This window comes from Pseudomonas sp. 18173 (assembly GCF_050432945.1).
Lineage (GTDB): Bacteria > Pseudomonadota > Gammaproteobacteria > Pseudomonadales > Pseudomonadaceae > Aquipseudomonas.
This window is the reverse complement of the sequence record NZ_JBKFTN010000005.1, coordinates 172628-185423: the sequence shown is the minus strand read 5'-3', so window position 1 is coordinate 185423 and position 12796 is coordinate 172628. Positions and strand designations below refer to the sequence as shown.

The following is a 12796-nucleotide window of genomic DNA, read 5'->3' as shown; positions in this document are numbered from 1 at the left end:
TCGCTCCCACAAGGGTTCCATGCAGCTCTTGAGATTTTGCAACACCCAATTCGCAGCCCGGGCTTAACCCCCGATCTGCAATAACTTGAATAGCCGCCGCCGCTCCGGCAGGCTGGCACGATTAACGACCCTCAACCGGGAGAGACACACACAATGGCACTTATCAGCATGCGCCAGATGCTGGACCACGCAGCCGAGTTCGGCTACGGCGTTCCAGCCTTCAACGTCAACAACCTTGAGCAGATGCGCGCCATCATGGAAGCCGCTGACAAGACTGACTCCCCGGTGATCGTCCAGGCTTCGGCCGGTGCTCGCAAATACGCCGGTGCACCGTTCCTGCGTCACCTGATCCTGGCAGCCATCGAAGAATTCCCGCACATCCCGGTGTGCATGCACCAGGACCACGGCACCAGCCCTGACGTCTGCCAGCGCTCCATCCAGCTGGGCTTCAGCTCGGTGATGATGGACGGCTCCCTGGGTGAAGACGGCAAGACCCCGACCGACTACGACTACAACGTCCGTGTCACCCAGCAGACCGTGGCCATGGCTCACGCCTGCGGCGTTTCGGTAGAAGGCGAGCTGGGCTGCCTGGGTTCGCTGGAAACCGGCATGGCCGGTGAAGAAGACGGCATCGGCGCCGAAGGCGTTCTGGATCACAGCCAGATGCTGACCGATCCGGAAGAAGCCGCTGACTTCGTAAAACGCACTCAGGTTGATGCCCTGGCCATCGCCATCGGCACCAGCCACGGCGCCTACAAGTTCACCAAGCCGCCTACCGGCGACGTGCTGGCGATCGACCGCATCAAGGAAATCCACAAGCGCATTCCGAACACTCACCTGGTGATGCACGGTTCGTCTTCGGTTCCGCAAGAGTGGCTGGCGATCATCAACCAGTACGGCGGCGACATCAAGGAAACCTACGGCGTACCGGTTGAAGAAATCGTTGAAGGCATCAAGCACGGCGTGCGCAAGGTCAACATCGACACCGACCTGCGCCTGGCATCCACTGGCGCAATGCGTCGCCTGATGGCCACCAACCCGAGCGAATTCGACCCGCGTAAATTCTTCGGCGCCACCGTGACCGCCATGCGCGACGTGTGCATCGCTCGCTACGAAGCCTTCGGTACTGCCGGCAACGCTTCGAAGATCAAGGCGATCTCCCTGGAAGGCATGTATCAGCGTTACCTGAAAGGTGAGTTGAACGCCAAGGTCAACTAAGCCCTTCAGCGTTTGAGTCGCATGAAAAACCCGCCGAGAGGCGGGTTTTTTTTACCTATATACCAGCCGTGAAACAGGAAAATTTATCAATTTGAAATAAAGTTTCACCTCATGTTTAGAAGGTGCTAGTGGCTATTGCTAAATGTTATTAAAAACTAGTATTTCTAACAGGTGATTTTACAAGTGCTATTTATTACCTTCAAAGAAAGATCGGAGTGACGAATCTGCTCCCTTTTTTATTGCGTTGTTAAATCGCATTTTTGTGGGGTATGAAACATGAATTTTCTAAAATCGAATCTGATAGTGGTAGCTCTAATGTTGCCAATACATAGTTCCGCTTTCGCCGATAACGATCCTGAATGTAAATCGCTGTGGGATGCAAGTAGTGCCGCCAAGACATGCAGGCTTCTCAGCGACCTTACTAAATCAAAAAACGAATCTGACATTTTCCTGTGCAGAACGAATGTTGAGTGCCGTGCTCCGGGCACACACCCTGAAAAGCCGGAACTGGAGGCTTCACGAGAAATCAACAATACCGTAAAAACCGATACAACTTGGCCGATAAGCATAATGCAAGGGGGGTTGAATAACTGCAGTGGGAGATTGACCTTTCGTGCGTGTTAAAGATAGATGGCAGTGACGAGAAGGTAAAAATCTGTCTGCCCATTTCGCTGTTTTTCAGAAATAACTAAATGTTGATATTTTTAGTGAGGAATTAAGATGGTTTTGTTGTCTTGAGTATTTTATAGGAGGGGGCAGAGTTTAACGCTCTCCCCCTTATTGCTATGTTTGAATGGGTTTCGCTACTTGTTGTGATCGATATCCAGCCTGCTGAAAGTCACCTTCCCGCCTTCAGAGGTGTACCCGGTGTTGTCCTGCACGTAGACCCCGGCCTTGAAGTACAGCGGTTTTTCGCGCCAGGTGGCGCTGATCTGTGTATCCCATTGATAGCCGGCCGCGCTGATGCCCAAGGCGCCGCCGGGGCTGAGGTGAATGAGATAGTTGAACTCCTGATCGAGTTTCACCCCTGTCGCCACGACGATCACCCGGCCCGTATCGTCATCGGGATGCATTCGGACTTTGGCGACGATGTTGCCGGTGGCTGTACCTGTCTTGTATTGGTATTCGACCTTCACCAGCGGTTTCTGGCTTTGAAAGGCATGGATCTGGCCGATGACGATTTTCCCGGAACTCGGCACCTGGTTAACGGCCAGCGTTGCATGCAACAAGTTGTCGGCGTCCGGGTAGTACCAGTTTTTCAGTGTGCCGTTGCTGTAGGTTTCACGCAGTTCGGTGCGCGGATAAATCGCGTTTTCGGTACGGGAGCCGGTTACGGGCGACCAGAAAAACAACGTACCGGTGTCGGAATGGAAGTATTGATCCTTGAAACCATTCACCAGCTTGGAGGTTTCGACGGTGTACGGCGGGCTGCCGACGGGGACGCTGAGGTTCCAGGTTGCAAGATCGATCATGTCGGTTCTTCCACTTGATTCATGCTGCACGGACGTGCCAGAAGCTCTAGCGCGCACCTTTGGGGGCGGCCTTTATAAGCGTAGCGGGAGATTTTGTTAACGCCCGTCTGACGGGTGGCTGGCGTCAACATCCTGTCGAAATGCCATCTTTCCCGGTTTTCATCAGCCTGGACCATCGACCGTTAGTCGGTAAAAAGACACAATGATTAAATGATGGCTCACTGACACCTTCTGCTTTTGCAGAACCGGGTCTAGAGTGAAAGCACAGTATTTGTCCGGTTTTCACGAGAAACCGGCCTGACGCCCCGCAATAAGAGAAGCAGCATGGAATGCGCGCAACCCACGCCAGTAGAAGGCAACTCAACCCTTTTAGTCGTCGACGATTACCCTGAAAACCTGATCAGCATGCGCGCGTTGTTACAGCGCCAGGACTGGCGGGTCATCACAGCCGCCTCGGGCTTCGAGGCCCTTGGCCTGTTACTTGAACACGATATCGACCTGGTGCTGCTGGACGTGCAGATGCCGGGCATGGACGGTTTTGAAGTGGCGCGCCTGATGCGCGGAAGCCAGCGGACCCGTCTCACGCCGATCATTTTCCTGACCGCCAACGAACAGTCCATGGACGCGGTGATCAAGGGCTACGCCAGCGGTGCGGTGGATTATCTGTTCAAACCGTTCGACCCACAGATCTTCACGCCCAAGGTCCAGGCGTTGCTCGAACACCAGCGTAACCGCCGGGCCTTGCAGCGCCTGAGTCATGATCTGGAATCCGCTCGAGCCTTTAATGCGTCGGTGCTGGATAACGCTGCCGAAGGCATTCTGGTATTGGGTGAGGACGGTCTGATTCGTTTTGCCAATCCGGCGATCTCGCGGTTGCTCAATGCCACGGTGCAGGAACTGCAAGGCAAGGAGTTCCTGGACTACCTGCAAAAACCACATATCCCGATCTGGGCCGATTCCGAGTTGCTGGCCGGATACAAGCGTGGCGAAACCCTGCGCCTGCACGATGCCCTGCTGCGTACGGCACCCGGCCAGCAGGTGCCGGTGGCCTTGTCCTGCGCGCCGTTGCCTGCCGAGCAACATGCGATGGTAGTGACCGTGCTGGACATGTCGGTGGTGCGTCATCTGCATCAGCAACTGGAGTTTCAGGCGGTCACCGACCCGCTGACCGGGTTGCTCAACCGCCGGGGTTTCTACCAGACCGTAGAGAACCTGTTGTTGCGCGGTGAGCGTTCCGACAGCGCCTGGGTCTTGATGTACCTGGACCTCGACGGCTTCAAGCGCGTCAATGATTCGCTCGGGCACGATGCTGGCGATCGGGTGCTGCGCTGGGTCTCTGAACAGTTGAAGGCCTGCTTGCGGCCCTTCGACATTCTGGCGCGGATGGGCGGCGACGAATTCACTGCGCTGCTGGATCTGGAGTTCCCCGAGCAGGCGGCGAAGATTGCCGAGAAACTCATCGAGCGAGTGTCGATCTGTCAGCAGATCGACGGCCTCGATATCGCCCTGGGTGCCAGCATCGGCATCGCCACATTCCCCGATTGTGGGGCCAATCTCGACGGGATGCTGCGCGCGGCCGACATCGCCATGTACGAAGCCAAGCGTGCCGGGCGCCAGCAGTATCGCTTCTACGATCACGAAATGAACGGCCGCGCGCGCTCGCGGTTGATGCTGGAAGAAAGTGTGCGAACAGCCATCGAGAACCGGGATTTCAATCTGGTGTATCAACCTCAGGTTGCGATTGCCGACGGGCGGATTCGCGGTTTCGAGGCCCTGTTGCGCTGGCAGCATCCGAGCGTTGGCGATGTCCCCCCGGGGCTGTTTTTGCCACTGCTGGAAGAAGCGCGGCTGATCAGTCGCCTGGGCAGCTGGATCTACCATCGCAGCGCCGGGCAACGCAAAGCCTGGGAGCCCCTGTTTACCGAGGACCTGGTGCTCGGCGTCAGTTTGAGCAGTACGCAGTTCGGCATGCCCAACCTGGTCACCGAGTTGCGCCAGGTACTGGAGCGCCATGGCTTGCAACCGCATCATCTGGAAGTCGAGGTCACGGAGGATGCCTTGATGCACAACCCCGAAGAAACCCGCAAGCAATTGCGCCTGCTGCGCAATCTGGGCGTACGCGTGGCACTGGATGACTTCGGGGCCGGGCCGTGTTCCCTGTCGCACCTGCGCGACCTGGAGCTGGATACCCTCAAGATCGACCGGCATCTGATCGCCCGGTTGCCGGAGTCGGTACGGGATGCGGCGCTGGTGCGCAGTGTCATCGACCTGTGCAGACAATTCGGAATGCTGGTGATTGCCGAAGGGGTGGAGACCGTCGCGCAGTATGAATGGCTGAAGTCCAACGGCTGTGAATATGTGCAAGGCTTCCTGGTCGCCCGGCCGATGATGGCCGAGGACACCGGACGGTTCGTCCAGCCGTTTGACTGGAGCGCGCTGCCTGGCTGAATTCGCTACACTGGCGGCACTTTCAGTGATGTGTATTGCCGCCCCGATGACCGTGTTGAAATATCTCCAGGCCTACCCCGCTACCTTGCAGGCTCAGGTGCACCAGCTGATCGCCGACGGTCGGCTGGGCGATTACCTGAGCCAGCGTTACCCGCAAAAGCACGGGGTGCAGAGCGACAAGGCGCTGTACACCTATGCCCTGGACCTCAAGCAGGAGTTCCTGCGTAATGCTCCGGCCATCGACAAGGTGTTGTTCGACAACCGCCTGGACCTGACCCACCGTGCCCTTGGCCTGCACACCACGATCTCCCGGGTGCAAGGCGGCAAGCTCAAGGCCAAGAAGGAAATCCGCATCGCTTCGCTGTTCAAGGAGGCGCCTGCCGAGTTCCTGAAAATGATCGTGGTGCATGAACTGGCGCACTTCAAGGAATCGGACCACAACAAGGCCTTCTACAAGCTGTGCGAGCACATGCTGCCGGGTTATCACCAGGTGGAATTCGATGTGCGGGTGTACCTGACGTGGCGGGATTTGCCGGCGCCGGCAGGCGCGTAGTGACTGCCGCAGGCCCGGGCCGCGGTCGGATGATTTTTCAGGAGCGTTGGATGGACGTAAGCAAGACCAAGAGCAGCTTCTATCGCCGGTTGTATGTGGCGTACCTGATCGACAGCGGGCTGGCCAGCAGTGTCCCGGCGCTGACCGATGTCACCGGCATGCCCCGGCGCACGGCACAGGACACCATCGCGGCGTTGGCGGATCTGGATATCGTGTGTGAATTCGAGCAGGAAGAGGGCGCGCGCAACCATGCGGGGTGCTACCGGATTCGCGAGTGGGGTGCGATCGATCGCGGGTGGATCGAACGCAACCTGCGGCAGATCAAGGCGGTGCTGGAGTATCCCTGACTTTGGCGGTGATTGAGCTGACGCCTTCGCGGGCAAGCCCGCTCCCACAGTTCGTTTGAGCTGTGAACACAATCCAGTGTGGGAGCGAGCCTGCTCGCGAAAGGGCCCTCAGGAACGACGCATCCCGATGTGTGGAATGCCATCCTCCACATATTCCTCGCCCGCCACGACAAACCCGTACCGCCCGTAATACCCCTGCAAGTGTGCCTGGGCCGAGAGGTAGATCGGCGTTTCCGGCCAGCGTTCTTCAATTTGCGTCAACGCCTGCTCCATCAACTCATGTCCAAGCCCGGCGCCTCGTGCGTGTGGAGCAATGATCACCCGACCGATCACTACGTCCCCGCCTTGCAGTTCCGGGTCGAGCAGCCGCAGGTAGGCTACCAGTTGGTTGCTGTCCCAGGCCATCAAGTGGCAAGTGTCACCCTCCAGGTCCTGGCCATCCACATCTTGATAAGCGCATTGCTGTTCGACGACGAACACTTGCGCACGCAGTTGCAAAATGGCGTACAGCTGCTCCTTGCCCAGGTCGCTGTGGTGTTTGCAGATCCAGTCGACTGTCATGTTTTGATTCCCTGAAAACGTCGTGCCGATACTAAGCGCACTCACGCCAGAAGTCTTTATGGCGGAAGAATCTGTGACAAAGGCCAAAATGCCATCATTCATTTCTCGCGTGGATGTCTTCTTTGTGTAATCTGGATCGAAGCGCTGTGCTATGGCTTCGATGAGCTAATGTTTAGCACCCGGGTCTTGCCGGTACGGGGCCTTGGGGTTTTGGCTGAAAACACGTCGGGCAATCCGCCCGCTAAGGATTTTCTAGCATGCCGCGATTGCATCGAGCTTTTGCTTTGATTGGATTGCTGTTGCTGGTTCAGGGAGCGGCGGCAGAAAAACTGCGGTTGGTCGCTGATGCCTGGCCCCCCTTTACCGACTCCACGCTCGTCAACGGTGGATTGGCCACGGACATTGTCAGTACCGCGCTCGCCAGGGCCGGTTATGCCAGTGATTTCGAACAGGTGCCCTGGGCACGGGCCTTGATGGGATTGGGTGAGGGCCGGTACGACGTACTGGTCAATGCCTGGTACAACGACGAGCGCACAACACTCGGCCAGTTCTCCGGCGAGTACCTGCTCAATCGCGTCCGTTTTCTCAAGCGTAAAGATGCCCCCATCGAGTTCAACAACCTGCAGCAATTGCACACGTATCCGATTGCCATCGTGCGCGGTTACGCCTATTCGCCAGCGTTCGACAAAGACGACTCATTGCAGAAAATCCCGGTGCACAGCTTCGCCATGGCCGTGCGCATGGTCGCGGCCGACCGGGTCAAGCTGACGCTGGAGGATGAGTACGTTGCCCGCTATTACCTGGCCCGTGAGTCCCCCAAGGTCCGCAATGCCGTGGAATTCCTGCCCAAGGCCTTGAGCGAGAACAGCCTGCACATTCTGGTCAGCCTGAAGAATCCGAAGCATGAGCAGATCGTCGCCGGCTTCGACCGCGAGATCGCGGCCATGAAGGCGGACGGGAGTTATGACAAGTTGATGCGCCAGCATGGGATGTAGAGGGGCAGCTTCAAGCCGCAAGCTTCAAGCTATAAGTTGATCTTTGGCGCGGCGCAGATCCCTGTGGGAGCGAGCCTGCTCGCGAAGAGGCCCGCTCAGACACTACAAATCTCAATCTTCGCTGGTGTCCTTGATGAGATGCGCCGCCAATGTCCGCAACGGCCCGAGCTGGCGGCAAATCAGCGCCAGCTGCGTCTGCACCAACCGCTGGCCTTCATCGATTTCATCGGGCATCTGCTCCAGTTCACTGGCCAGCGCTTCTTCTTCATCGCTCTGAATCGCAATCGAAGACTTGCTCGCCAGCCCTTGGGCGATCTCGTCGATACTGGCGGCGAGTTTCACCCCGGCCCCCTCGATCAAGTGCTCACGCACGTCCGCCGGCAGTTGGGTTTCCCGGTGCGCGCCCAGGCCCGACAGGTAACTGAGTAGCGTGTGCGACAGCACCAGGAAGCGAAAGCCGACATCCGCCTCCTTTCGGAAATGTCCGGGCTCCATCAGCATGTTGGCCAATGTGGTCGACAGCGCCGCGTCGGCGTTGTGCGCATTGCGGCGGGCCAGGCGGTAGGCCAGGTCGTCGCTTTTGCCGGCAGCGTATTGCTGCATGATCTGGCGCAGGTAAATGCTGTTGCAGGTCAGGGTGTTGGCCAGCACTTTGTTCAGGCGCCGTCCCTGCCAGTCCGGCAGGAACAGGAACACCGCCAGCCCGGCGATCAGGCTGCCGAGCAAGGTATCGAACAACCGGGGCACGAACAGCCCGTAGCCGTCACCCACCTGGTTGAAGCAGAACAGCACCATCAAGGTGATTGCTGCCGTCGCCAGGGTGTAGCGGGTGGTGCGGTTGGTAAAGAACACCACCCCGGCGGCAATGGCGAAACACGACTGGATCAGCGGGTTCGGGAACAGGTCGAACAGCGCCCAGGCCAGGGTCAGGCCGATGGCGGTGCCGATGATCCGTTGACCGAGTTTGCGGCGGGTGGCGCCGTAGTTCGGTTGGCAGACGAACAGCGTAGTGAGGATGATCCAGTAGCCTTGGGACGGGTGAATCAAATGCACCATGGCGTAGCCGATGCTCAGCGCCAGGGGCAATCGCAGGGCATGGCGAAACAGCAGCGAGGTCGGCGTCAGCTGCGTGCGCAAGCGCAGCCACACGTCCTTGAGGTTGCGCGGCGAACGGTCAAGCAGGCTGCTGTCGGTGGCGTCGGCCAGGGCGTCAGGGTTGCTCGCATCGCTGAGCAGGCGGTCGAGGGTGCCGAGGTTGGCCGCCAGTGCCCGCAGTGAGCGCAGCAAGCCGCGCCAGGCCGGGTTGCTCTGGATGCGCAGGTGTTCGAGGGAGGCATCCAGGTCGCTCAGGGCTTCGGCGAAACCGGCGTCGTAGGTGAACGGCTGGCGCATCTGGATCGATTCGGCCAGGGCCCGGCAGGCTTTGCCTTGCTGGCGCAACAGGCGCTGGCAGCGGAACAGCACGTCACTGTGGAAGAAGGCCTCGGCCAGGGCGTTGTAAGGGTAGTGCGAAGAGCTGGCGCGTTCGTGGATGTCCTGGGCGAGGAAGTACAGTTTCAGGTAGCGGCTGACTTTCGACCCCGGTCGGCCATTACCGACCCGGTGCAGGATGATCTCCTTGGCGGCGTTCAGTGCCGCCACCACCCGGCCGTTCTGCTGGGCCAGTTCCAGGCGTCGCGCCTCCACGTCCATTTGCCGGACCGGCTCGAACAGCGAGGATTTCAGCTTCAGGTAAAAGCCCAGCTCGCGGAACAGCCGCGCCAGGCTCTGCTGCACCGGCTGATTGGAAAACAGTGCCTGCCACAACACCGAGAGCAGGCCGTACCACGCAGCGCCGGCCACTAGCAGTACCGGCTCATGCCAGACGTCGGTGACCGCACCGCCACGCTGGTCCACGCCGATCATGGTGTAGACCGACAGGATCAACGTCGCCGAGGCAATCGCGCCATAGCGCTCGCCGAGGGCGCCGAGCATGGTCAGGCAGAACGCAGCCAGGGCGAAGGCAACGATAAACAGCGAGGGGTAGGGGAAGAGCAGTTCGACAGACAGGGCGGCAACGGCGAAACACACCAGCGTCACGGCCAACGCGTTGAGGCGGCCCTGCCAGCTGTCGTCGGTCTCGGCCAGGGCGCTGGCGATAATCCCCAGGAACAACGGGATCAGCAGGCCCATTTCGTCCTGATACCAACACAGCGCCATGGTGCCGGTCAGGGCAATGAATACCCGCACGCTGTAGCTGAACTTATCCAGCGCCCAAAGGCGACGCAGAGACTGGCGGAACGAAGTCGATGACATGAAATGCGAAGGCCTTCCGAGGCAATGACGCTAAATTGAGCCACTAATGACGCCGACGCAATGGCGTCGATCACATCAGACAGCAAAATCTGTTCCTTTACCGAACAACATAAAACAAATGTGGGAGCGGGCTTGCTCGCGAAAGCGTCCTTTCAGCCAACATTGATGTTGAATGTTATGGCCCCTTCGCGAGCAAGCCCGCTCCCACATTTTGTTATGTGTACGGTCAGACGTATTGCGCAGCGGCGTAACCGGAGGCCCAGGCCCACTGGAAGTTGAACCCGCCCAGATGCCCGGTCACGTCCAGCACTTCGCCGATGAAGTACAGCCCCGGGCTTTTCAGCGATTCCATGGTCTTGGACGACACTTCATTGGTGTTGACGCCACCCAGGGTCACCTCGGCGGTGCGATAGCCTTCGGTGCCCGCCGGCACGACTTTCCAGCTCGCCAGTTTTTCCGCGATATCGGCCAGTTCGGCGTGGGTGTACTGCTTCATCGGTTTGGAGACGAACCAGTTGTCCGCCAGCAGGTTGGCCATCTTCTTGGTGAAGATTTCCCCGAGCAGGGTTTTCAGTTCGCTGTTGGGACGTTCGGCCTGTTGCTGTTGCAGCCAGCCCGGCACGTCGTGATCCGGCAGCAGGTTGATCTCGACGGTATCGCCGGACTCCCAGAACGACGAAATCTGCAAAATCGCCGGGCCGCTGAGGCCGCGGTGGGTGAACAGGATGTTCTCGCGGAAGCTCTGGTCGTTGCAGCTCACCAGGCAATCCACCGACGTACCGGACAACTCGGTGCACAAGGCCTTGAGCTGGTCGGTGATGGTGAACGGCACCAGGCCTGCGCGGGTCGGCAGCAATTCATGGCCGAATTGCCTGGCCACCTGGTAGCCGAAACCGGTGGCGCCCAGGGTCGGAATCGACAGGCCGCCGGTGGCGATCACCAGCGATTGGCAGGTGACCTGGCCCATTGTGGTGTCCAGCAGGTAGCCCTTCTCAAGCCGCTCGATGGTCTGGATCGAGGTGTCCAGGTGCAGGCTTACGCCGACCTGGTCGCATTCGTTGAGGAGCATTTCGAGGATGTCGCTGGATTTGTTATCGCAGAACAACTGGCCGAGTTTTTTCTCGTGGTACGGCACGCCATGCTTGGCCACCATGCCGATGAAATCCCATTGGGTGTAACGGGCCAGGGCGGATTTGCAGAAATGCGCGTTCTGCGAGAGGAAATTGCCCGGCTCTGTGTACATGTTGGTGAAATTGCAGCGGCCACCGCCCGACATCAGGATTTTCTTGCCGGCCTTGTTGGCATGGTCGAGCAGCAACACCTCGCGCCCGCGCCCGGCGGCGGTCAGTGCACACATCAACCCTGCGGCGCCAGCGCCAATGATCACGACTTCGGTAGAGCGCAAAACGGTGTCCTCACAAAATTTCAAATTCACCGGCGATCCATGTGGGAGCGGGCTTGCCCGCGATGGCGGACTGACAGGCAACATTGATGTTGAATGTTCTGGCCTCATCGCGGGCAAGCCCGCTCCCACAGGGGTATACGTTGTTCTTACAGGATACGAACGCGCAACGAACGGCCCTTGATCTTGCCGTCATTCAAACGTTGCAAGGCCTGCTTGGCGACGCCGCGCTCTACGGCCACATAGGCCTGGAAGTCGAAAATGGCGATCTTGCCGACCTGGGCACCAGGGATGCCGGCGTCACCGGTCAGTGCGCCAAGAATGTCGCCAGGACGAACCTTGTCCTTGCGGCCGGCAGCGATGCACAGGGTGCTCATCTGCGGCAGCAGCGGGCCGCCGCCCTTGGAGGTGAGGTTGTCCACCTGGTCCCAGGTCAACGGCGTCTTCTGCAATTGTTCGATGGCTTGTGCACGCTGCGCTTCGGACGGCGCGACCAGGCTGATGGCCAGGCCTTTCTCACCGGCACGGCCGGTACGGCCCACGCGGTGAATGTGGATCTCCGAATCACGGGCCAGTTCGACGTTGATCACCATGTCCAGCGAGTCGATGTCGAGGCCGCGGGCAGCGACGTCGGTGGCGACCAGTACCGAAGTACTGCGGTTGGCGAACATCGCCAGCACCTGGTCGCGGTCACGCTGTTCCAGATCGCCGTGCAGGCCGACGGCAGAAATGCCTTTGGCGGTCAGGTGATCGACGGTTTCCTGGACCTGTTGCTTGGTGAAGCAGAAGGCCACGCAGGATGCCGGGCGGAAGTGGCCAAGCACCTTGGTCACCGCACTCATGCGGTCGTCCGGGGAGATTTCGTAGAAACGCTGCTCGATCTGCGTGTCGTCGTGGAACGCTTCGGCCTTGACCTGTTGCGGGTTGCGCATGAACTTCGAGGCCAGCTGCTTGATGCCGACCGGGTAGGTGGCGGAGAACAGCAGGGTCTGGCGACGCTCCGGGGCCTGCATGATGATTTCTTCGATGGAGTCGTAGAAACCCATGTCGAGCATGCGGTCGGCTTCGTCGAGGATCAGGGTGTTCAGGCCATGGAGGACCAGCGAGCCCTTGCGCAGGTGCTGCTGGATGCGGCCCGGGGTGCCGACGATGATGTGCGCACCGTGTTCCAGCGAAGCGATCTGCGGGCCGAGGGACACGCCGCCGCACAGGGTCAGGACCTTGATGTTGTCTTCGGCACGGGCCAGGCGGCGGATTTCCTTGGCGACCTGGTCGGCCAGCTCACGGGTCGGGCACAGGATCAGCGCCTGGCAACCGAAATAGCGCGGATTGATCGGGTTCAGCAGGCCGATGCCGAACGCAGCGGTCTTGCCGCTGCCGGTCTTGGCCTGGGCGATCAGGTCCATCCCCTTGAGGATCACCGGCAAGCTTTGCGCCTGGATCGGCGTCATCTGGGCATAACCGAGGGAGTCGAGGTTAGCCAGCATGGCGGCGGACAGCGGCAA

The 12796-nt window shown here is 59.4% G+C and carries 10 protein-coding genes; 5 read left to right on the top strand and 5 right to left on the bottom strand.

Annotated features, from left to right (window positions below; all coding sequences use genetic code 11):
* The first annotated feature begins 153 nt into the window (after positions 1-153).
* A complete protein-coding gene (gene fba, locus ACLD1X_RS07855) occupies positions 154-1218 on the top strand; it encodes a class II fructose-bisphosphate aldolase (RefSeq protein WP_007981624.1) in 1065 nt (354 codons plus the stop codon).
* Positions 1219-2021: 803 nt separating this feature from the next.
* Here fba and ACLD1X_RS07850 read toward each other — a convergent pair.
* Positions 2022-2690, bottom strand: a complete 669-nt coding sequence (locus ACLD1X_RS07850) for a polysaccharide lyase family 7 protein (protein ID WP_429366825.1) — start codon at positions 2688-2690, stop codon at positions 2022-2024.
* A 324-nt stretch (positions 2691-3014) separates the two neighbouring features.
* On the opposite strand from ACLD1X_RS07850, the gene ACLD1X_RS07845 reads away from it, so the two are divergent.
* The 3 genes from ACLD1X_RS07845 to ACLD1X_RS07835 are packed head-to-tail and all read left to right on the top strand — an operon-like array spanning position 3015 to position 6038.
* A complete protein-coding gene (locus ACLD1X_RS07845) occupies positions 3015-5138 on the top strand; it encodes a putative bifunctional diguanylate cyclase/phosphodiesterase (RefSeq protein ID WP_429366824.1) in 2124 nt (707 codons plus the stop codon).
* Between the two features lie 46 nt (positions 5139-5184).
* A complete protein-coding gene (locus tag ACLD1X_RS07840; protein WP_429366823.1) occupies positions 5185-5691 on the top strand; it encodes a M48 metallopeptidase family protein in 507 nt (168 codons plus the stop codon).
* A gap of 50 nt (positions 5692-5741) precedes the next feature.
* Positions 5742-6038 carry a winged helix-turn-helix domain-containing protein gene (locus ACLD1X_RS07835; protein ID WP_429366822.1) on the top strand — a complete coding sequence of 99 codons (297 nt, stop codon included), beginning with the start codon at positions 5742-5744 and terminating at the stop codon, positions 6036-6038.
* 108 nt (positions 6039-6146) lie between these two features.
* On the opposite strand, the gene ACLD1X_RS07830 is transcribed toward ACLD1X_RS07835, so the two are convergent.
* Positions 6147-6599 (bottom strand): GNAT family N-acetyltransferase, encoded by a 453-nt coding sequence (locus tag ACLD1X_RS07830; protein WP_429366821.1) that lies wholly within the window; start codon positions 6597-6599, stop codon positions 6147-6149.
* A gap of 257 nt (positions 6600-6856) precedes the next feature.
* On the opposite strand from ACLD1X_RS07830, the gene ACLD1X_RS07825 reads away from it, so the two are divergent.
* Positions 6857-7594, top strand: a complete 738-nt coding sequence (locus ACLD1X_RS07825) for a substrate-binding periplasmic protein (protein WP_429366820.1) — start codon at positions 6857-6859, stop codon at positions 7592-7594.
* 111 nt (positions 7595-7705) lie between these two features.
* On the opposite strand, the gene yccS is transcribed toward ACLD1X_RS07825, so the two are convergent.
* The 3 genes from yccS to dbpA all read right to left on the bottom strand — a co-directional run bounded on the left by yccS (position 7706) and on the right by dbpA (position 12778).
* Entirely contained in the window at positions 7706-9889 is a 2184-nt protein-coding gene (yccS, locus tag ACLD1X_RS07820; RefSeq protein ID WP_429366819.1) for a YccS family putative transporter, read from the bottom strand.
* A 226-nt stretch (positions 9890-10115) separates the two neighbouring features.
* Positions 10116-11294: an NAD(P)/FAD-dependent oxidoreductase gene (locus ACLD1X_RS07815; protein ID WP_429366818.1), complete on the bottom strand. Its 1179-nt coding sequence runs from the start codon at positions 11292-11294 to the stop codon at positions 10116-10118.
* A gap of 146 nt (positions 11295-11440) precedes the next feature.
* Positions 11441-12778, bottom strand: a complete 1338-nt coding sequence (dbpA, locus tag ACLD1X_RS07810; RefSeq protein ID WP_230853210.1) for an ATP-dependent RNA helicase DbpA — start codon at positions 12776-12778, stop codon at positions 11441-11443.
* Positions 12779-12796: the final 18 nt, after the last annotated feature.